Raw genomic sequence first — 20,358 nt, forward strand, 5'->3', positions numbered from 1 at the left:
CACCGAGAGCCCCCCGCCCCGCAGGGGACCGCGCGCAACCGACAGTGCAAAGGCCGCCACCGGGCGGCCTTTGTCACCTTGTCACGAGAGCGGACCCCGGTGCGCGAGCCCCTCGCCCCGCACACCGCATGTGCGGCACCAGCGGCAGGAGGTCCGCAGCACCCGGTTGCAGTCTGAGACCCCAATGCCATCAGCCCCGCTCGTGCGCGGCCTACCGTAATTTGCGCCGATCACGCGGCCCTGCGGCCCGTGACCCTCACGAACAGCGCCACAAAACTCAGCATCAGCGGGCTGCGCTCATCGTGGCATGTGCCGCCAGTTTCGTACCATATGTGCCACACTCACAATCGCCGATCCCCTACGATCACTGCAAGCAAAAGAACCGCCCCAAGACACAACACCGGGGCCGGTTTGGGTTCAGCATCGGCGCGCATGAGTGGACGGTGCCCAGCGAAGCGTGGCGTGTAAGGAAGATGCGCTACACGGGCCAAGCGGATGATAAAGAGAACGGCGAAAGTGCTACTTTGTGTGCTGTAGGGCAGTCTGCGGTGTCAGTTGCCTTCAGGATTATGGTGCAGCTGGGCAGGTATAGCCGGGCTGTTGTCCCGGTAGTGATCGCGCAAAAACCGCCAAAAGCAGCGGCGGCAGGCATGGGTTCAGCCTACGACAACCTCAACCACCAATGCTGAGTGACCTTGGGTGATCAGCTCGGTCAAAGAACCACGCTTTCTACATCGCGGACATCCTGTGGCGTAAAGCAAGACGGCCCCGGGCAACGCACCCGGGGCCGCTCTACTTAACCAGCAGCAAGAAAACGCTGCCGTACTCGTCACCGTCTCCTGTGATCCTCCGGCGCCCCGCTCTCGGAGCTGGCCAAGGTGCGCGATGTGCGCTCCTGACCATCGGTGGCCACCGCTGCGAGAATAATGCCCGCGCCCGCGATGAAGGAGATGAACTTCAAATGCATCTTTCTGCTATCCTGACGTGCGACCCGTCTGAGGGGCCGCCCAAAAGCCTGTCTTCAAAAAGCCCCGGCGTGAATTTCCGACGCTTGAGGCTGTCATTGCAGAAAACGGGTGACTGAACTGTGAACAGGATCACGTAAAGCGCTTTTTCTGATGTGGGATTGCAGATTTTTTTGCGCTAATGCTCCACCGAACGTTGCCAGAGGAAGAAACCCATGCCGTTTCCGGATCCGATGACACCGCACCCGGTGACTTTGCCGGATGGGAGTGCGCTGCGGAACAACGTCTTTCTGAAAGCGGTGATCGACCATCCGCGGATCGAGGTCGGCGAGTACACTTACGCGAATGATTTTGACCCGCCGTCAGAAACCGCTGGCTGGGCAGGCCGGATTGCCCCGTATCTCTTTCCCTCCGCCCGGGATCGGTTGATCATCGGGAAATTCGGGCAGTTTGCCCATGGCGTGCGCTTCATCACGTCCGGTGCAAATCATGATATGCGGGGTGTCTCGACGTTTCCTTTCGCCATCCATGATCCGGCCCGTTTCGGGGGGTATATGGCCACGCTGCCGCCGGGGCGCGATACCATTGTGGGGCACGACGTCTGGATTGGTACGGACGCCCGGATCCTGCCCGGTGCCCGGATCGGATCTGGTGTGATCATCGGCGCCGCGGCCGTGGTGGGCGGGACCGTCCCGGACTACAGTGTTGTCGTGGGCAACCCGGGCAGGGTCATCCGGCAGCGCTTTGACAGCGATACCACACGCAGGCTGATGGCGCTCGCGTGGTGGGACTGGCCGATAGACCGGATCCTGAAGCACGAAGGGTTGATTGCCGGCGGAGATATCGATGCTTTGGAGGCTGTCGCTGTCTAGGATCATCGACTGTGAGGCGTCGGATACGACGACTGCTGGCTTTTTGGCATGGTGCAGATGGATCCCCCTTGAACCTGAGCCTATTTCCGACTACGCCCACAGACGGCGAAGGGGTTTAGCTCAGTTGGTAGAGCATCGGTCTCCAAAACCGAGGGTCGTGGGTTCGAGTCCCTCAGCCCCTGCCAAACGGTCCAATTGGACCTGCTCGCCGTGAAGCCCAAACTGGTGCCTCCTTTGGCACACTTCTCCCAACTTGATCCGTACAGCCCGCGCGACGGGTTGATGCTCGGGCTGCGCAAGCCGCTTCCCACCGGAGCTGGACCCCGTGGACACTCACTGGTTTGGCCCCGTGATAGACTGCTATTGTGCGGGTGGTGTCCGGCTTATTCGGCTCATCAGAGAGTTGTGCCAAGAATCCCTGCAAAAAAACGCAGCGATAGCTCACGATGCGGCGGGACACCCAGATGACACATTCAGCCGTCTCTTTCATGCAAAAAGCGACTGTGGCGCGGATGATAAGAGAGAACTGGAACCAAGCGCTCTCATCGTTTCCTCGAAACGACTGCCGCATGACTCCATTGCGCCGAGCTTCGTCGCTTTTGTCCACAGCGACTGTGGTGCCCGGGAGAGGCATTGAAGCTCTGTCTCGTGTTGTGTCAGGCTGTTTAAACCGAGGTCTAAATTGATTGATTTCAGATGGTTGCTGTTTCAACTGGTGTCAGGCTGTTTCATCCTACGCCACATTTAGAGGTGGATATGCGGGTGGATAGAATTGGCCAGGCCCAAACGCAAACTCACGGCAAGCGCACTCAAAACTTTGGACGCTGCGAAGCACTCAGATGGTAGTGGCCTGTAGTTTCACAAGCGCAAGGACGGAGGGGCGCAGTAGTTCCTCCGCTATACCCTCTAGTCGGCAACGTCTTGCCGATTGTGTTCCCTTATTTTAGAATATCTTCGGTGCCCGTCGCACGCCCTCATTCATCAAGAGCCTCCTATTGGTGGATCGCGCGAGGTGGTCTGCGAGCGTCGAACTGTATTTCGGCGTTAGCTTAAGAGAAGTGACATATGGCACTATGTTCTTGGCCGAAGCCGGTAAGTGCTTGCGCTTACCAGCGTTACCGGTTTGGCAAGTGGGAAACTGTTGTTTCCCACTGCCGTTCATATCCTTCGCGCTAGAGGGATACAGACCCTGCGAAGGTAGAGTGTACCAATGCGATGGGCGCCGCCTAACTCGGAACCCTAATGTTAGACAATCCAATTCGCTCACCACAAAGATCAGCGCTTCATTCTGAGTCAAATCTGCAAAAATAGAAATGATGTCTTCGAAGTATGCGGATCTCAATGCCAAGAGAGTGTCTGATCCAGACCACCCGGCCAAATCTTGTGTGTCTGAGGGATAGCGATAGCATTCGCATCGCCAGCCATCTCCAGCGCCTCTCCCATGATGCCAGCCAAGGCATAGCCCTGTCTCGGGTGGTTAAGTAGCTTCTGCGGCGAGAGCGGCAAACGTAGGATCTCTAGACATCGTGGTTCCCCGAGCTGCCCGGTGATGGGGGTTTGTGGAACGCGGAGTGCGTAGTTGGGAAGTCAGGATTTTGGCCGATTTTAACTAAAAGTTAAATTAAATCGGCGGTTGGCTCGATGGTCAGCTATATTTCTGCAACCAGCTGGCCAAGCGAAGACGCAAGGCCAGGTTAAGCGTCGGAGAAAGCTATGGCTGTGCAACTGCATGAGATTCTACTGCGTGATATTGGCCAGCCGACGAGCTTGGGGCCCTTGTTCAACGACCAGCAACGGAACGAAATGATATTGGAGCGCATGCAGGCTGAAAGACTTCTGGCGGCTTGTACCCTCGACAACGTGGGATCACTGGTCGATGTTTTGGGCGCGGTCTTGAAAAGACGTTCGACAACGATGCCTGGTGCGAAAAACTTAGATGATGAGTTACATGTCATATATCGAGCGTTTCGATCAGAACTCGCGTACGATGAAGTTGATGTCGTAATGGCCAGCAAAGATCACGAGTGGGAAGAGTTCTGATCGTTTGCAGTTGCTCTGCGGCTTTGCATGACTGTAGAGCAACGTCGGATGCTAGCAGCCCTTCGAGCCAAAGCTCCCATTCAGTCAGCTAGGTAAGCAAGTATCTCCTTTGCAGTCACCGCTCCAATGCCGAACATGCGGTTCCCTATATGCGCTTCAACGCATTCATGCAGTAGGTGCCGCAGCTCGCATACTGAATAAATGTCGTTCTTGGCCAGCGCCCGCTTTTTACTTACCTTCATAACGATGCGGACCCATTTGGTATTGGCGGCCACACGTCTGGCAAGTGGCCAGAAATCCAATGTCATGATCTGCTGGCTTCAACAGGCTCCCCACTTCTGTGAGAAAGATATACAGCAGAGCAGTCCTTGCTGTGTCACACTGTGAGGAAGGCAGCGCAGAGGTGGACAGCGGGATGGATGGAGACCTCGCAAATCCCTTTAGAGAATTGTTTTTACTAGCTTGTTTTTCAAGAAATGGTGCGGATGAGAAGAGAGAACCAGAACCAAGCGCTCTCATCGTTTTTTCGAAACGACTGCCGCGTGACACCATTGTGAATAGCTTCGTCGCTTTTATCCAAAGCGACTGTGGTGCCCAGGAGAGGACTCGAACCTCCACGTCCATACAGACACTAGCACCTGAAGCTAGCGCGTCTACCATTCCGCCACCTGGGCAGGTGTCGTGAAACGTGGATTTAAGCCCATGTTTGGGGGGTGTCAAACGGAAAGTCGCCGTTTTTTCAGGCTTGGGCGATAGGGCGTGCAAGCGCTCTGCGCTGATTTGCGCCTTGTCTCAGGTAGGGGGCGGCGATACATCCAACAGAAGCACAAAATGAGGGTCGCACTATGTCCAAGTTGGTCACGATTTACGGTGGGTCTGGCTTTGTCGGGCGATATATTGCGAGACGCATGGCCAAGGCAGGTTGGCGGGTGCGTGTTGCCGTGCGCCGCCCCAATGAGGCGATTTTTGTCAAACCCTACGGTGTGGTTGGTCAGGTCGAACCGGTGCTGTGCAATATTCGCGATGATACATCCGTCCGGGCGGTGATGTCGGGTGCGGATGCGGTGGTCAACTGTGTCGGCATCCTCGCTGAAAGTGGCAAGAACCAGTTTGAAGCGGTGCAGGCCGAAGGTGCGGCCCGCGTGGCGCGCATCGCAGCGGAAGAGGGTGTGACCGCTTTGGTCCAGCTCTCTGCGATCGGCGCGGATGCGGGGTCTGCCAGCGAGTACGCGCGGACCAAGGCCGCGGGCGAGGCGGCGGTGCTGGAGCATATGCCCCAAGCGGTGATCCTGCGGCCGTCAATTGTTTTCGGAGCAGAGGATCAGTTCTTCAACCGCTTTGCTTCCATGGCGCGGTTCGGCCCCGTGCTGCCGGTTGTTGGCGCTGAAACACGCTTTCAACCTGTTTACGTGGACGACGTCGCCAAAGCGGCGGAGCTGGCGCTGACGGGAAAAGCAGCGCCGGGCATCTACGAACTGGGCGGGCCCGATGTGGCGAGTTTTCGCGCGTTGATGGAGCAGATGCTGAAGGTGATCCACCGGCGTCGCCTGGTGCTCAACGTGCCGTTCTTTGCGGCGCGGATCATGGCCTTTGGTTTTGATATGCTGCAGACCCTGTCGCTGGGGCTTTTTACCAACGGCATGATCACCCGGGATCAGGTGCGCAATCTGGCCAATGACAATGTGGTCAGCGACGGCGCGCGCGGGTTTGCGGAGTTGGGGATCACGCCCACATCCATGGCGTCGGTGTTGCCGGAGTATCTGTGGCGCTTCCGTCCGTCGGGTCAGTATGATGCCATCAAGGATTCCGCCAAGAACCTGCGCACTTAGCTGTAGGCGTAAGCCAGCAGGATGACGCCGAGCACCACGCGGTAGATGACGTAAGGCGTAAAGCTGACGCTGCGCAGCAGGCGCATCATCAGGATCAGGGCCAAGAGGGCGGCGGCAAAGGCGAAGACCGCCGCGATCAGCCCATCGCGCATCAGCGCCCAGTCCGCCTGACCGGCCACATCGACGCCCAGCACAAGGCCGGAGGCCGCGATGGTGGGGATAGACATGAGCATGGCGAGCTTGGCCGCCCCTTCACGCCCGTAGCCCAGCTTGCGCGCCGCCGTGATCGTGATGCCCGACCGGGAGGTGCCGGGGATCAGTGCCAGCATCTGCGCCAGCCCCATCAGGAAAGCGTCGCGCAGGTGCCAGTCGCCGGCCTGCGCCGTCTCGGCGCCGGTCTTGTCCGCCCAATAGAGCACGATGCCAAAGCCCAGCATGGTCCAGCCAATCACCGCGACGGACCGCATCATCTGGTCGACCCCGGTGAGCTTGATGGCGATGCCTGCGAGCACCACGGGAACCGTGGCCACCGCGAGGCAGAGGGCGAGGCGCGCGCCATCGGTGTCCACGCGCCCGCACAGCAGACGGACGCTGCCCGCGAGGGCGATTTTGACGTCGGACCAGAAATAGAGTACAACCGCAAAGAGAGTTCCCACATGCACCGCCACGTCGATGGCCAGGCCCTGGTCGTCCCAGTTCGTCACTGATGGCAGCAGAACGAGGTGGCCGGAGGAGCTGACGGGCAGAAACTCCGTCAGGCCCTGGATGGCCGCGACGACGAAAAGCTGAAAAAGCGTCATTGAGAATCCCCGACCGGTGCTCTGCTGCCGTGGTATAAACAGTCAGAATCAAAAGGAAAGTCCCGGCAATAGGGCCGGATCGGAACCTTTTTCGACGATTTTCTACTTTGACGCACGCGGTAGCCAAAAAAATAATCCTACAAAGGACAGCATTGCTGACTTTATTTCCCCGGCGACATGATTTATGCGTGCGGTTCCGGAGTTTTGGTGGAGGCAGCAGCCCATGGCGAAGCAACCCATGTTGAAATTCGTGCAGGTTGAGCGCGACATGCCCGAAAAGCGTGCAGCAGATGTACGCCGTGAGGATTTCAACGAGATTTACGCGGAGTACGCGGAAGCCAAGGCGCAGGAGCAATCCGCGCGGTGCAGCCAGTGTGGCGTGCCCTATTGTCAGAGCCACTGCCCGCTGCACAACAACATCCCCGACTGGCTGCGGCTGACCGCCGAAGGGCGTCTGCAGGAAGCCTATGAGGTGAGCCAGGCGACGAATACCTTTCCGGAGATCTGCGGGCGCATTTGCCCTCAGGACCGGCTCTGCGAAGGCAACTGCGTGATCGAGCAATCCGGCCACGGTACGGTCACCATCGGCGCTGTGGAGAAATACATCACCGACACCGCGTGGGAGGAAGGCTGGGTCCAGCCCATCGTGCCGCGCGCGGAGCGGAGTGAGAGCGTGGGCATCATCGGCGCGGGCCCCGGTGGTCTGGCGGCGGCGGATGTGCTGCGGCGTGCGGGCGTTCAGGTGACCGTCTATGACCGGTACGACCGCGCCGGTGGTTTGATGACCTACGGCATCCCCGGTTTCAAACTGGAGAAGGACGTGGTGATGCGCCGCAACGACCAGCTGGCGCAGGGCGGGGTCACATTCGAGCTGAATACCAACGTGGGCGAGGACGTCTCCTTTGCCGATCTGCGCGCGCGGCATGACGCGGTGATCATCGCCACAGGTGTCTATGAAACAAGGGAAATCGAGGCCCCGGGTGTCGGCTCCAAAGGGCTGGTGCGGGCCATTGATTTCCTGACCGCGAGCAACCGCAAGAGCTTTGGCGACGCGGTGCCGGAGTTTGACAACGGCGATCTGAACGCCGAGGGCAAGCGCGTCGTGGTGATCGGTGGCGGTGACACGGCCATGGACTGTGTGCGCACCTCCGTGCGGCAAGGGGCCACGTCGGTCAAATGTCTTTACCGCCGGGACCGGGCGAACATGCCGGGCAGCCAGCGCGAAGTGCAGAACGCCGAAGAGGAAGGCGTGATCTTTGAGTGGCTCTCTGCCCCAAAGGGGTTTGTGGGTGATCCCGTTACCGGCGTGATGGTGCAAAAGATGCGGCTGGGCGCACCGGATGCGACGGGCCGTCAGGCCCCCGAGGTGATCGAGGGCGCGGATTACGTTGAGGACGCGGATCTGGTGATCATGGCGCTGGGCTTTGAGCCCGAAGCGCTGCCGACGCTCTGGGATGAGCCAAGCCTGCCGGTGACCCGCTGGGGCACGATCAAGGCCGAGTACACCACGGGTGCGACGGATCTGCCGGGCGTTTACGCGGTGGGTGACATCGTGCGGGGTGCGAGCCTCGTGGTCTGGGCGATCCGCGACGGGCGCGATTGCGCCGACGCCATCCTGAAAAAGCTGGGTGCCGAAACGGCGATCGCCGCGGAATAAACACCCATCGGTGCAGTGTCGGTACCGCGTCGGTAATACGTCGGTATCACGTCGGTGCGCAGCGCACGGTGACAACTTGTTAAGGACAGCCATTGTGACCCAATCTGGGACCACCTCCAAAGAAGAACTGACCGGCGCCTGCCTGTGCGGTGCCGTGCGGATCACCGTGGCGGGCGCCTATGACCCGCGGCCCGGTGCCTGCCATTGCCGCATGTGTCAGCGCTGGTCGGGGGGGCTGTTTTTGTGTTTCGAGGCGCAGCCCGAGGCGGTGACCGTGACAGGCGAGGTGGCGCGGTTTCGATCCTCCGCCTTTGCGGAGCGCGCGTTCTGCCCGGCGTGCGGATCGCATCTGTGGATGCGCGATGGCGAGGGTGCCTATGACCTGATGCCGGGCCTGTTCGACGAGATGCGGAGCGCGCCGTTGCGGTCGGAAATCTACGTGGATCAAGCGATGGCGGCTGTGCAGCTGAAGGGGGATCACCCGACAGCGACGCGCGCCGTTTATGAAGCAAAGAATAACTTCGTCGAGGGAGATGCCTGATGACTTACGATGACGCCTGGGTGGCACGCGAAGAGGCCAAACGCGCCTATATGGCCGAGCATGGGCTTTATTCGGAAAGCGAAGAGCATTCTTCCTGCGGGGTGGGGCTGGTCGTGTCGGTGGACGGTGCCAAGAGCCGGTCCGTGGTGGAAAAGGGCATTCAGGCGCTCAAGGCGATCTGGCACCGCGGGGCGGTGGATGCCGATGGTAAGACCGGCGACGGCGCGGGCATCCATGTGCAGATCCCGGTGGAGTTCTTCTACGATCAGGTCAAGCGCACCGGGCATGACCCGCGCACCGACGAGATGATCGCGGTGGGTCAGGTGTTTCTGCCGCGCACGGATTTCGGCGCGCAGGAGACCTGCCGGACCATCGTGGAGACAGAAGTGCTGCGCATGGGCTACTATATCTACGGCTGGCGGCACGTGCCGGTGGATATCTCCTGCCTCGGTGAAAAGGCCAATGCGACGCGGCCGGAGATCGAGCAGATCCTGATTTCCAACGCCAAGGGCGTGGATGAGGACACGTTTGAGCGGGAGCTTTACGTGATCCGGCGGCGGATCGAAAAGGCGGCTTTGGCGGCGCAGGTGCCGACGCTGTATATCGCGTCGATGTCCTGCCGCTCGATCATCTACAAGGGGATGATGCTGGCCGAGCAGGTGGCGGAATTCTACCCCGACCTGATGGACGACCGGTTCGAGAGCGCCTTTGCGATCTATCACCAGCGCTATTCCACGAATACCTTTCCGCAGTGGTGGCTGGCCCAGCCGTTCCGGATGCTGGCCCACAACGGTGAGATCAACACGCTGAAGGGTAACCTCAACTGGATGAAAAGCCACGAGATCCGCATGGCGTCCAGCGCCTTTGGCGAGATGGCGGAGGATATCAAACCGATCGTCGCCGCCGGGTCCAGCGACAGTGCCGCACTCGATGCGGTCTTCGAGGTGCTGGTGCGCGCGGGCCGGAATGCGCCCATGGCCAAGACGATGCTGGTGCCTGAAAGCTGGTCCAAGCAGGCCATAGAGCTGCCGCAGGCGTGGCGCGATATGTATTCCTACTGCAACTCGGTGATGGAGCCCTGGGACGGCCCCGCAGCCCTTGCGATGACCGATGGTCGCTGGGTCTGTGCCGGGCTTGACCGCAACGGGCTGCGGCCCATGCGCTACGTGGTGACGCGGGACGGTCTGCTGATCGCCGGGTCAGAGGCGGGGATGGTTCCGCTGGATGAGGCCTCCGTGGTGGAGAAAGGCGCGCTTGGGCCCGGTCAATTGCTGGCCGTGGACATGAAGGAAGGCGCGCTTTTCCACGATGAGGAGATCAAGAACCAGCTTGCCGCCAGCCAGCCCTTTGGCGACTGGGTGGGCAAGATCAACGATCTGGAAGAAGTGCTGGACGATGTGACGGAGGTGCCGATCTTCACCGGATCGGAGCTGCGGCGGCGGCAGGTGGCCGCGGGCTATACCGTTGAGGAGCTGGAGCAGATCCTGGCGCCCATGGCCGAGGACGGTAAGGAAGTGCTGGCGTCCATGGGCGACGATACCCCGTCGGCGGTGTTGTCGGGCAAGTACCGGCCGCTGAGCCATTTTTTCCGGCAGAACTTCAGCCAGGTGACCAACCCGCCGATTGACAGCCTGCGGGAATTCCGGGTGATGAGCCTGAAGACGCGGTTTGGGAACCTCAAGAACGTGCTAGATGAGGACAGCAGCCAGACGGAGATTTTCACACTGGACAGCCCCTTTCTGGGGAATGCGCAGTTCGACGAGCTGATCAGCCACTTCAACGCGGATGTGGTGACCATCGACTGTACCTTCCCGCCCGGGCGCGGGAACCTGAGTGCGGGGCTGGAGCGGATCCGCGCCGAGGCAGAGGATGCGGTGCGGTCGGGTGCCGGGCATATCGTGCTGACCGACCAGTCCAGCGGGCCGGAGCGGGTGGCGATGCCGATGATCCTCGCGACCTCTGCGGTACACAGCCATCTGGTGCGCAAGGGGCTGCGGACGTTCACCTCGCTCAACGCGCGATCCGCGGAATGTGTGGACCCGCATTACTTTGCCGTGCTGATCGGTGCGGGGGCGACGACTGTAAACGCCTATCTGGCGGAGGATTCGCTGGCCGACCGGATCGAGCGTGGCCTGCTGGATATCACGCTGACGCAAGCCATCGACCGCTACCGCATCGCCATTGACCAGGGCCTGTTGAAGATCATGGCCAAGATGGGGATTTCGGTGATTTCCTCCTACCGGGGGGGGCTGAATTTCGAGGCCGTGGGGCTGAGCCGCGCCATGTGTGCGGAGTATTTTCCCGGCATGACCAGCCGGATTTCCGGCATCGGCATCTGGGGCATCCAGCGCAAGGCCGAAGAGGTGCACGACCGGGCCTGGGGCGGGCCGCAAAGCGTGCTGCCCATCGGCGGCTTTTACAAGGCACGCAAATCGGGCGAGACCCACGCCTGGGAGGCGACCTCCATGCACCTGATGCAGGCGGCGTGCAACCGGGCGTCCTATGCCATGTGGCAGCAGTATTCCAAGAAGATGCAGAGCAACCCGCCCATTCATCTGCGCGATCTTCTGGACATCAAGCCGCTGGGCAAGCCCGTGCCGTTGGAGGAGGTGGAGAGCATCACCTCCATCCGGAAACGCTTTGTGACGCCGGGGATGTCCTTGGGCGCGTTGTCGCCAGAGGCGCATAAGACGCTGAATGTGGCGATGAACCGGATCGGCGCGAAGTCTGATAGTGGCGAGGGGGGCGAGGATCCGGCGCATTTCGTGCCCGAGCCCAACGGGGACAACCCGTCTGCCAAGATCAAGCAGGTCGCCTCGGGCCGGTTCGGGGTGACGGCGGAGTACCTGAACCAGTGCGAGGAGCTTGAGATCAAGGTCGCGCAGGGCGCGAAACCGGGTGAGGGCGGGCAGCTGCCCGGCATGAAGGTCACCGACCTGATCGCGCGGCTGCGGCATTCCACAAGAGGGGTGACGCTGATTTCACCCCCGCCGCACCACGATATCTATTCCATCGAGGATCTGGCGCAGCTGATCTACGATCTGAAACAGATCAACCCGCGCTGCAAGGTGACGGTGAAGCTGGTGGCGTCGTCCGGCGTCGGCACGATTGCCGCCGGTGTGGCCAAGGCCAAGGCGGATGTGATCCTGATTTCGGGACATAACGGGGGCACCGGGGCGAGCCCCGCGACCTCGATCAAATACGCCGGGCTGCCGTGGGAGATGGGCCTGACCGAAGCGCATCAGGTTCTGGCCATGAACAACCTGCGCGACCGGATCACTCTGCGCACCGATGGGGGCCTGCGCACCGGGCGCGACATTGTGATGGCGGCGATGCTGGGGGCCGAGGAATACGGGATCGGGACAGCGGCGCTGATCGCCATGGGCTGCATCATGGTGCGGCAGTGTCAGTCCAACACCTGCCCCGTGGGGGTCTGCACCCAGGACGAAAGCCTGCGGGAGAAGTTCACCGGCAACGCGGATAAGGTGGTGAACCTGATCACCTTTTACGCCACAGAAGTGCGGGAAATTCTGGCCTCCATCGGGGCGCGCAGTCTGGATGATGTGATCGGGCGCGCGGATCTGCTGGCGCAGGTCAGCCGCGGGTCGGCGCATCTGGACGATCTGGATCTGAACCCGCTGTTGATCACCGTCGATGGCGCGGCAGAGATCGTCTATGATCGCTCCAAGGAACGGAACCCGGTGCCCGACACGCTGGATTCCGAGATTGTGCGCGATGCCGCGCGCTTTTTGCAGGATGGCGAAAAGATGCAGCTATCCTACGCGGTGCAGAACACGCACCGGACCGTGGGCACCCGCACATCGAGCCATATCGTCAAGCAATTCGGGATGCGCAATACGCTTCAACCGGATCATTTAACGGTTAAACTATCCGGGAGCGCCGGTCAGTCGCTGGGTGCTTTTGCGGCGCCCGGGCTGAAACTGGAAGTGTCGGGCGATGCCAACGACTATGTGGGCAAGGGCTTGTCGGGTGGTCGCATCGTGGTCCGCCCGCCCATGGCCTCGCCCATCGAGGCGGCGCGTAACACGATCATCGGGAACACCGTACTTTATGGTGCGACGGACGGGTATCTCTTTGCTGCCGGGCGTGCGGGCGAGCGGTTTGCCGTGCGCAACTCCGGTGCCAAGGTGGTGATCGAGGGCTGCGGATCCAACGGGTGCGAATACATGACCGGCGGTGTCGCGGTCATCCTCGGCGAGATCGGTGCCAATTTCGGGGCGGGCATGACCGGCGGTATGGCCTATCTGTATGATCCGGACGGTGCCGCACCGGCGATGATGAACATGGAAACGCTGGTGACCTGCCCGGTGACGGTGGATCACTGGCGGGCGGAGTTGAAAGCGCTGGTGGAGCAACATCTGCACGAGACGGGCAGCCGGCGCGCGGCGGATCTGTTGCAGCATTGGGAGGCCGAAGAGCAGCATTTCCTTCAGGTCTGCCCCAGGGAGATGCTGGACAAGCTGGTCGCACCGCTGGGCACTGAAGATACGGCGATCCCGGCTGAATAGGGCGGGAGCCTCCGGCGGGAGTTTATCTGGCAAAGTGAGCGAGCATCTGAGATAAGACCCGTTCCGGAAGTGTGCGGGATCGGGGACTGTGAACATGGCCAAACGGGCGGTGAGGTCGAAGCGGAGGCGCAAGGGCCCATCCGTCGTGCAGCGCATACGGCGCGCCTTGCTGCGCGCGGGGTTGGTTCTGGTGCTGGCAGTAGTAGGGATCATCGGGTTGGGAACCGTGGTGAACCCGATTGTGACGCCTTACGTGGTGTCGGAACGGTGGCGGTTGGGGTCGGTTACGCGGGAGTGGGTGCCTTTGGAACAGATGGCACCGGTGATGGCGCTGGCGGCGGTCGCTGCGGAAGACGCGAATTTCTGTCTTCACTGGGGGCTCGATCTGGCCGCGATCCGGCAGGCGATTGATGCGGGGGCCGCGCGCGGTGCATCCACCATCAGCCAGCAAACGGTCAAGAATGTGTATCTGTGGCACGGGCGCAGCTATCCGCGCAAAGCGCTGGAGGCGCTGCTGACCCCGGTGCTGGAGGCCATCTGGTCCAAGCGGCGGATCGTCGAGGTTTATCTGAACGTGGCGGAATTCGATGAAGGCGTCTTTGGTGTCGGGGCCGCGGCGCGGCATTACTTTGGGGTGTCTGCCTCGGGTTTGAGCGACACTCAGGCCGCACGGCTCGCCGCGATCCTGCCGGATCCCAAGGGGCGTTCGGCCAGCCAACCGTCGGATTTCGTGCAGCGCCGCGCGCGGGCGATCCTGTCAGGGGCCGCGACAATCCGCAAAGACGGGCGCGCGGCCTGTTTCGAGAGTTGAACTGACGCGCCGCTCAGGGCATTGAAGAGCGACCCGGCAATGATTTTGGACCGACCCCCATGGCGCGCCTCTTTCACGTTCCCCTCTCGCCCTTCTGCCGCAAGGTGCGGCTGAGCCTGGCGGAAAAGAAGATTGAGGTCGAACTGGTCGAGGAGCGCTATTGGGAGGCGGATCCGGATTTCCTGCGCCGTAATCCGGCGGCCAAGGTGCCCGTGTTGCGGCTCGACGGGATCATGATGGCCGAGAGCACGGCGATTTGCGAATACATCGAAGAGACGCGGCCCGATCCGGCGCTGATGCCCAAGGAGGCTGCGGCGCGGCAGGAGGTCCGGCGGCTGGTGAGCTGGTTTGACGACAAGTTTCATCACGAGGTGACATCGAAGCTGCTGTATGAGCGGGTCAATAAAAAGGTGATGGGGCAGGGGTATCCGGACAGCGGCAATGTGAAGGCGGGCGCCAAGGCGATCAAATATCATCTGGACTACATGACCTGGTTGCTGGATCACCGCCGCTGGCTGGCGGGAGATGTCATGACGCTGGCGGATTTCGCGGCGGCGGCGCATCTGAGCGCGCTGGATTACATCTCGGACGTGGATTGGAACCGCTCGGAGGGGGTCAAGGACTGGTACGCCAAGATCAAGTCGCGCCCTGCGTTCCGGGGGCTGCTGGCCGATCAGGTGCCCGGGTTTCCGCCGCCGAGGCACTACAATGATCTGGATTTCTGAGGCTTTTTGCCGACGTTTCGTGATGCGCCGGTGAGCGGTGCGCTCAAGACGCGGTTGGTGGCGGAGGCGCTGGCGGCAGGCTTTGTCAGCGCGCGGGTCTGCCGGCCTGACGCGGTGCCCCAGGTGGCCGACCGGCTGCGGGCGTTTGTTGACGCGGGCTATCACGGGCAGATGGCGTGGATGGCCGAACGGATGCATTGGCGGGGTGATCCCGCGGCGCTCTGGCCCGAGGCGCGGTCGATTGTCATGCTGGCCGAGAGCTACACGCCGGAGCACGACCCGCTGGCGGTCATGGAGAGGGCGGATCGTGGGGCGATTTCGGTCTATGCGCAGGGTCGCGACTATCACGACGTTGTCAAAAAGCGGCTCAAACGGGTGGCGCGCTGGTTGGTGGCGGAAACCTCGGCGGAGGTGAAGGTCTTTGTCGACACCGCGCCGGTGCCGGAGAAAGCGCTGGCGGCGGCGGCGGGGCTCGGCTGGCAGGGCAAACATACCAACCTGGTCAGCCGGGATTGGGGAAACTGGGCGTTTCTGGGCGCTATTTTCACGACTGCAGATCTGCCGCCCGATGCGGGTGAGGTGGATCATTGCGGATCGTGCCGGGCGTGCCTCGATATTTGCCCGACCGATGCGTTTCCGGCGCCTTATCAGCTCGATGCGCGGCGGTGCATTTCTTACCTGACAATTGAGCACAAAGGGCCTGTTCCGGATGAATTGCGTGCGCGGATGGGCAACCGGATTTATGGGTGCGACGATTGCCTGGCTGTGTGCCCGTGGAACAAGTTTGCGGTGGCGGCGCGCGATATGCGACTGGCCGCGCGGGCTGAGCTGACAGCCCCGCATCTGGCGGAGTTGGCGCAGTTGGATGATGCGGCATTTCGGGCGTTGTTCTCCGGCTCGGCGGTCAAGCGCATCGGGCGGGAGCGGTTCGTGCGCAATGTGCTCTACGCGATTGGGAATTCCGGTGTCCCTGCCCTGCGTGATGCCGCGTTGGCATTGACCGACGATCCCGATCCTGTGGTGGCGGATGCCGCGCGATGGGCAGCCGGACGGTTGCGCGATCTGGAGGGTCGGGGCTGAGCTTTCCGCTGATCGTGCGGTCGACCCCTGGGCAGTCACGGCGGTGGTGCTGGCAGGCTGGATTTTGGCGGTGACGGACGTGTGCCGATTGCAAGATCAGTTGCGGTGTCTCACGCAGCTTGTCGATGCTGTATCGTTACGTTTTTGGAAACTTGGATCTGACGTCCAAAGTGTCACCCTGCTTTGTGAGCTGCAGCAGGTAGCGGGGTGTGGAAGGTCCGATCCGTGTCACTCTTGACGGTTGTCATGGTCCCCATCTGGCTGCGGTCGAGATCGCCCCACATGAAGTCGTACTGCAGTCAATGCAGCGATTGGTGAGGGTCAGGGTCCATGCGTGCCCACCTTGTGTGGCAGCGTTTTGGGACGAAACCGGGGACCTGTTTTTTGCTGGCGGGTTTGTCCATTGTCAAACGCAGCCTGTGACGGTGGGTTATAGGTCCGGTTCAGGCGCCCTTTGGGGAGATTTTCGCGTGAGGCCCGATGGTTGGAGCAGTGATTTCCGCCTCCTATGGGGCGTCTGTAAGCTGTCTTCGGGAAGGCCACGGACCGACCGGACGCTGACCGCTGATATGTCGATGAGGCACGTTCAGGGCAGAGCGACTAAGACGCCAGTTTTTTCGCCTCTTCTCCCAGCTCGTCCGTCGTTCCATCATCGTCTATCTTGAAGAAAGAAGTGATCTTTCCGAGCGATATCACCTGATTGGCCAGAGATTGCGTCGCGGCGTTGGTTTCCTCGAACATCGCGGCGTTTTTCTGTGTGACTTCATCGAGAGAGCTGACAGAGGTGGTGATCTCTTCCAAACCACTGGCTTGTTCTGCTGCGGCCGCGGCGATGTCATTGACCATTTTTGTCACATCGGACACCAGATCATCGATTTCCGTCAGCGCTTCGCCGGTTTTCGAGACGATCGATACGCCCTGTTCCACCTGATCGGCGGAGGCGGAGATCAGCTGCGCGATCTGGGTTGCTGCCTCGGAGGAGCGTTGCGCAAGCGCGCGCACTTCGGACGCGACCACTGCAAAGCCCCGACCCGCCTCACCGGCGCGCGCTGCCTCAACACCTGCATTCAAGGCCAGCAGGTTCGTCTGGAACGCGATGTCCTCGATCACGGTCGTGATCTTGGAGATTTCATCAGAACTGTTCGCAATCGCATCCATGGTGGTGCGGGCGTCGTTCATGGTTTCAGCACCGGCGGTTGCACAGGCCTTGGTCTTTTCCACGACACTGCGCGTACTGTTGGAGATCTCGGATGTGGATTTGACCGAAGCCGACATTTCCGTGATCGCGGCGGCGGTTTCTTCCAGCGAGGCGGCCTGGCTTTCGGTCCGGCGGCTCAGATCATCGGAGGCATTGGAGATTTCCTCGGTTCCCGAGCCGATCTCGTGCCCGATGCCGACAACGCCGCCGATGCTTTCACGCAACTGGCAGATCGCGGCGTTGATGTCGTCAATCAGGGGATCGAATTCTTCACCGAAGGACTCGGTAATTTCGTGGCGCAGATCGCCTTTCGCCAAGTCCTCGATGGCATCTCTTACCGCCTTGATCGCGCGTACGCGGGGGGTGATGTCGCTGGCGTATTTCACCACCTTGACGGTTTCCCCCTTGGGACCGACGACCGGCGTGTAGCTGGCGGCGATCCAGACGTCTGAGCCGTCCTTGGCCTTGCGCCGATATTCGCCGCTGTGAAAGTTGCCTTCCTGGAGGACCCGCCAGTGATCGGAATAGGCTTCGGTCGCAGCTTCGCCATCGGGCATGAACATGCTGTGGTGCTTGCCGACGATCTCTTCGAGGGTGTAGCCCATCGCGTTGAGGAAAATGTCGTTCGCGTCGCGGATGATACCGTCGGGGAAAAACTCGATCACCGCCTGCACTTTGGCAATGGTGTTGGTCATGTCGTTGGCTTCCTGGATCCGGGTCACATCGCTCTTGATCGAGATCAGCCGAGTGACATTCCCGTTGACATCACGCTCGGGACAGAAGATCGCCTGCACCCAGATAGGCTCCCCGTCTTTGCGGAACCGTTTGAACACCCCGGCGGGGATCTTGCCGTCCTGCACATCCTTGAGGAAGCTTTCATACCGGTCGCTGCCGGCATATTCGCGGTGAACGAGTACGGAATGGTTCTTACCGACGAGTTCGTCGCGGGCATAGCCCAACATCTCCAGCACCTTGTCATTGGCTTCGAGAATCGTGCCGTCGGTGTCGTAGACCAGCCTGCCGTGGGTCGAGGAGATGGCGTCAACCTGACCCACCAGGTTTTCCGTGTTGGAGGCCTCCAATTGCATTTTCTGGGTTACATCATGACTGATGGTCATCACCTTGATCAGGTTGCCATCGTCATCCTTGATCGGCACATATGTCGCGGACAGCCAGCGCTTTTCGCCTGTCTTGATCACGCGGCATATGATGTCTGCCCGCGGCGAGACCACATCGAGCCCCTTGGTCTCCGCGCTGTCGCCTTCCTGATCCAGGGTCTCCGGATCGATCAGGATGGTCCGGGATTTCCCGATCACCTCATCCCGGGAATAGCGGAACGTTTTGCAAAAGTTGTCGTTCACGTCCAAGATCGTGCCATCCGGTGCGAAGGAGACGATCAAATGGCTCAGATTCATACCTGCGATGAACGCATCCGCCTCGGCCTTCGCCTCGGTGGCGGCCTTACGTTTTGATCCAGAAAACAAACCCATTGCATCAGCTCCGTAGCTCCGTATCGAGCTGTCCTAGAGCCTTTGCCTTAAAATAGCATTTACACCATGTGGCCCAGCCTTGGCCGCGTCGTCAGCGCGTGTCAGGCTTGGTCATTCGGCGGCATTGACCGTGCGGGATACCTTGGGCAGCACCCATTCGGCGCGGGGGAAATGGCAGGTGTAGCCGTTGGGGATCCGTTCAAGATAGTCCTGATGCTCGGGCTCGGCCTGCCAGAAGGGGCCAACCGGTTCGACCTCGGTCACGACCTTGCCGGGCCAGAGACCCGAGGCCTCCACATCGGCGATGGTCTGCTCTGCCATCTGCTTCTGCGCCGCGTCCACGTAGTAGATGGCCGAGCGATAGCTGAGCCCGCGGTCATTGCCCTGCCGGTTCAGTGTGGTGGGGTCGTGGATCTGGAAAAAAAGCTCCAACAGATCGCGGTAGCTCACGCGGTCGGGGTCAAAGATGATCTCGATCCCTTCGGCGTGGGTGCCGTGGTTGCGATAGGTGGCGTTGGGCACGTCCCCGCCGGTATAGCCCACACGGGTCGAGATAACGCCCGGGCGTTTGCGGATCAGATCCTGCATGCCCCAGAAGCATCCCCCCGCCAGAACGGCGCGCTGATGGCTCATGCCACATCCTCCACTTGTTCGATGTAGTCGCCGTAGCCTTCGGCTGCCATGTCGTCGCGGTGCACGAACCGCAGGGAGGCAGAGTTGATGCAGTAGCGCAGCCCGCCGCGATCCGCGGGACCATCGGGGAAGACGTGGCCCAGATGGCTGTCGCCGTGGGTGGAGCGGACTTCGGTGCGGACCATGCCGAGGCTGGCATCGCGCAACTCTGTCACATGCGCGGGCTCGATGGGTTTGGTGAAACTGGGCCAGCCGCAGCCGGATTCGTATTTGTCAGCGGAGGCAAAGAGCGGCTCCCCCGACACGATATCCACGTAGATGCCCGGTTCCTTGTTCCCGAGCAGCGCACCGGTGCCGGGGCGTTCGGTGCCGTCCTGCTGGGTGACTCGGAATTCCTCAGGCGAGAGGCGCGCGATGGCCGCTTCGGTCTTTTCGTATGTGGGCATGAATGTCTCCCTTGTCAGCTTTGTGATTAAGATGGGTCGCCTGGCGGAAAGTTAAAGAGGGGTGTGCGACGTCGCACCCGCTGACAATCGCTTGATGCGCACTATCTCAGGGGCAAGCAAACGAAGGAGAGCCAGAGATGTTGCGCACTGCCCTGACCGCCCTGTTCCTAAGTGCCGGTGCCGCGAGTGCTGCGGGCCTGTCGGATCACAGTTTTGCCTCCATCGACGGTGGCACGCTGGAGACGGGTGACTGGGCCGGTCAGCCGGTGCTGGTGGTCAACACCGCCTCGCAATGCGGCTTCACCGGGCAGTACGACGGGCTGCAGGCGCTGCACGAGCGCTACAGTGACGCGGGGCTGGTGGTACTGGCCGTCCCGTCGGATGACTTTCGCCAGGAGCTTGGCAGCGCCGAGGAAGTGAAGGAGTTCTGCGAGATGAACTTTGGATTGACGCTGCCGATGTCGGATATCACCCATGTCAGGGGGCCTGACGCGCATCCCTTCTATGCTGAACTGGCAGCGACCACGGGGTTCGTGCCGCGCTGGAATTTCAACAAGGTGCTGATTGGTCCCGATGGCAGGGTGGTGGAGACCTGGGGGTCCGGTACGCGGCCTCTGTCCCCCCAGATTACAGGGGCGGTCGAGGCGCTGTTGCAGTAGACATAGCGTCCCGCACAGCGCCGGGATCCAGCGATCCGGGAGCCGCTGCGCCGCCCGGTGGCACACCGGGCAGCGTCCGACCC

At 61.2% G+C, this 20,358-nt stretch carries 16 protein-coding genes and 2 tRNA genes; 11 read left to right on the plus strand and 7 right to left on the minus strand.

Annotated elements, in window-relative coordinates; genetic code table 11:
- Nucleotides 1–829: 829 nt before the first annotated feature.
- On the minus strand, nt 830–967 hold the full coding sequence (locus Q1A53_RS20120) for a hypothetical protein (protein ID WP_299970039.1): 138 nt from the start codon (nt 965–967) through the stop codon (nt 830–832).
- 213 nt (nt 968–1,180) lie between these two features.
- Between Q1A53_RS20120 and Q1A53_RS20125 the strand changes: the two genes are divergently transcribed.
- The 3 genes from Q1A53_RS20125 (at nt 1,181) to Q1A53_RS20135 (ending at nt 3,877) form a co-directional block, all read left to right on the plus strand.
- Nucleotides 1,181–1,837, plus strand: coding sequence for a CatB-related O-acetyltransferase (locus Q1A53_RS20125; RefSeq protein WP_299970042.1), 657 nt, complete (start codon nt 1,181–1,183; stop codon nt 1,835–1,837).
- Between the two features lie 109 nt (nt 1,838–1,946).
- A tRNA-Trp gene (locus tag Q1A53_RS20130) sits at nt 1,947–2,022 on the plus strand.
- Nucleotides 2,023–3,550: 1,528 nt separating this feature from the next.
- Nucleotides 3,551–3,877, plus strand: a complete 327-nt coding sequence (locus Q1A53_RS20135; protein ID WP_299970045.1) for a hypothetical protein — start codon at nt 3,551–3,553, stop codon at nt 3,875–3,877.
- A gap of 80 nt (nt 3,878–3,957) precedes the next feature.
- On the opposite strand, the gene Q1A53_RS20140 is transcribed toward Q1A53_RS20135, so the two are convergent.
- Both Q1A53_RS20140 and Q1A53_RS20145 read right to left on the minus strand, forming a co-directional pair.
- Nucleotides 3,958–4,185, minus strand: coding sequence for a hypothetical protein (locus tag Q1A53_RS20140; RefSeq protein WP_299970048.1), 228 nt, complete (start codon nt 4,183–4,185; stop codon nt 3,958–3,960).
- A 280-nt stretch (nt 4,186–4,465) separates the two neighbouring features.
- Nucleotides 4,466–4,551 (minus strand) — tRNA-Leu (locus Q1A53_RS20145).
- A gap of 171 nt (nt 4,552–4,722) precedes the next feature.
- Here Q1A53_RS20145 and Q1A53_RS20150 point away from each other — a divergent pair.
- Nucleotides 4,723–5,706 carry a complex I NDUFA9 subunit family protein gene (locus Q1A53_RS20150; protein WP_299970050.1) on the plus strand — a complete coding sequence of 328 codons (984 nt, stop codon included), beginning with the start codon at nt 4,723–4,725 and terminating at the stop codon, nt 5,704–5,706.
- Here the strand turns inward: Q1A53_RS20150 and Q1A53_RS20155 are convergent.
- Nucleotides 5,703–6,506 (minus strand): undecaprenyl-diphosphate phosphatase, encoded by an 804-nt coding sequence (locus Q1A53_RS20155; protein WP_299970053.1) that lies wholly within the window; start codon nt 6,504–6,506, stop codon nt 5,703–5,705. The genes Q1A53_RS20150 and Q1A53_RS20155 overlap by 4 nt on opposite strands.
- Nucleotides 6,507–6,729: 223 nt before the next feature.
- Between Q1A53_RS20155 and Q1A53_RS20160 the strand changes: the two genes are divergently transcribed.
- The 6 genes from Q1A53_RS20160 to queG all read left to right on the plus strand — a co-directional run bounded on the left by Q1A53_RS20160 (nt 6,730) and on the right by queG (nt 15,849).
- Nucleotides 6,730–8,163: an NAD(P)-dependent oxidoreductase gene (locus Q1A53_RS20160; protein WP_299970056.1), complete on the plus strand. Its 1,434-nt coding sequence runs from the start codon at nt 6,730–6,732 to the stop codon at nt 8,161–8,163.
- A 94-nt stretch (nt 8,164–8,257) separates the two neighbouring features.
- Nucleotides 8,258–8,704, plus strand: a complete 447-nt coding sequence (locus tag Q1A53_RS20165; RefSeq protein WP_299970059.1) for a GFA family protein — start codon at nt 8,258–8,260, stop codon at nt 8,702–8,704.
- Nucleotides 8,704–13,233 (plus strand): glutamate synthase large subunit, encoded by a 4,530-nt coding sequence (gene gltB, locus Q1A53_RS20170; protein ID WP_299970062.1) that lies wholly within the window; start codon nt 8,704–8,706, stop codon nt 13,231–13,233. The genes Q1A53_RS20165 and gltB overlap by 1 nt, the downstream gene beginning before the upstream one ends.
- A gap of 94 nt (nt 13,234–13,327) precedes the next feature.
- Nucleotides 13,328–14,044 carry a monofunctional biosynthetic peptidoglycan transglycosylase gene (gene mtgA / locus Q1A53_RS20175; RefSeq protein WP_299970064.1) on the plus strand — a complete coding sequence of 239 codons (717 nt, stop codon included), beginning with the start codon at nt 13,328–13,330 and terminating at the stop codon, nt 14,042–14,044.
- A gap of 59 nt (nt 14,045–14,103) precedes the next feature.
- The gene (locus Q1A53_RS20180) at nt 14,104–14,769 is read left to right on the plus strand and encodes a glutathione S-transferase family protein (RefSeq protein ID WP_299970068.1); all 666 of its coding nucleotides are present in this window, start codon (nt 14,104–14,106) and stop codon (nt 14,767–14,769) included.
- A 30-nt stretch (nt 14,770–14,799) separates the two neighbouring features.
- The gene (queG, locus tag Q1A53_RS20185; RefSeq protein ID WP_299970216.1) at nt 14,800–15,849 is read left to right on the plus strand and encodes a tRNA epoxyqueuosine(34) reductase QueG; all 1,050 of its coding nucleotides are present in this window, start codon (nt 14,800–14,802) and stop codon (nt 15,847–15,849) included.
- A 600-nt stretch (nt 15,850–16,449) separates the two neighbouring features.
- Here the strand turns inward: queG and Q1A53_RS20190 are convergent.
- From Q1A53_RS20190 to msrB, 3 genes are all read right to left on the minus strand, one after another.
- Nucleotides 16,450–18,537, minus strand: coding sequence for a PAS domain S-box protein (locus Q1A53_RS20190; protein ID WP_299970070.1), 2,088 nt, complete (start codon nt 18,535–18,537; stop codon nt 16,450–16,452).
- Nucleotides 18,538–18,648: 111 nt separating this feature from the next.
- On the minus strand, nt 18,649–19,170 hold the full coding sequence (gene msrA / locus Q1A53_RS20195; RefSeq protein WP_299970073.1) for a peptide-methionine (S)-S-oxide reductase MsrA: 522 nt from the start codon (nt 19,168–19,170) through the stop codon (nt 18,649–18,651).
- Nucleotides 19,167–19,616, minus strand: coding sequence for a peptide-methionine (R)-S-oxide reductase MsrB (msrB, locus tag Q1A53_RS20200; protein WP_299970076.1), 450 nt, complete (start codon nt 19,614–19,616; stop codon nt 19,167–19,169). The genes msrA and msrB overlap by 4 nt, the downstream gene beginning before the upstream one ends.
- A gap of 137 nt (nt 19,617–19,753) precedes the next feature.
- On the opposite strand from msrB, the gene Q1A53_RS20205 reads away from it, so the two are divergent.
- The gene (locus Q1A53_RS20205; protein ID WP_299970079.1) at nt 19,754–20,275 is read left to right on the plus strand and encodes a glutathione peroxidase; all 522 of its coding nucleotides are present in this window, start codon (nt 19,754–19,756) and stop codon (nt 20,273–20,275) included.
- Nucleotides 20,276–20,358 lie beyond the last annotated feature (83 nt).

It is taken from the genome of uncultured Roseobacter sp., from assembly GCF_947496515.1.
Taxonomy (GTDB): Bacteria; Pseudomonadota; Alphaproteobacteria; order Rhodobacterales; family Rhodobacteraceae; genus Roseobacter.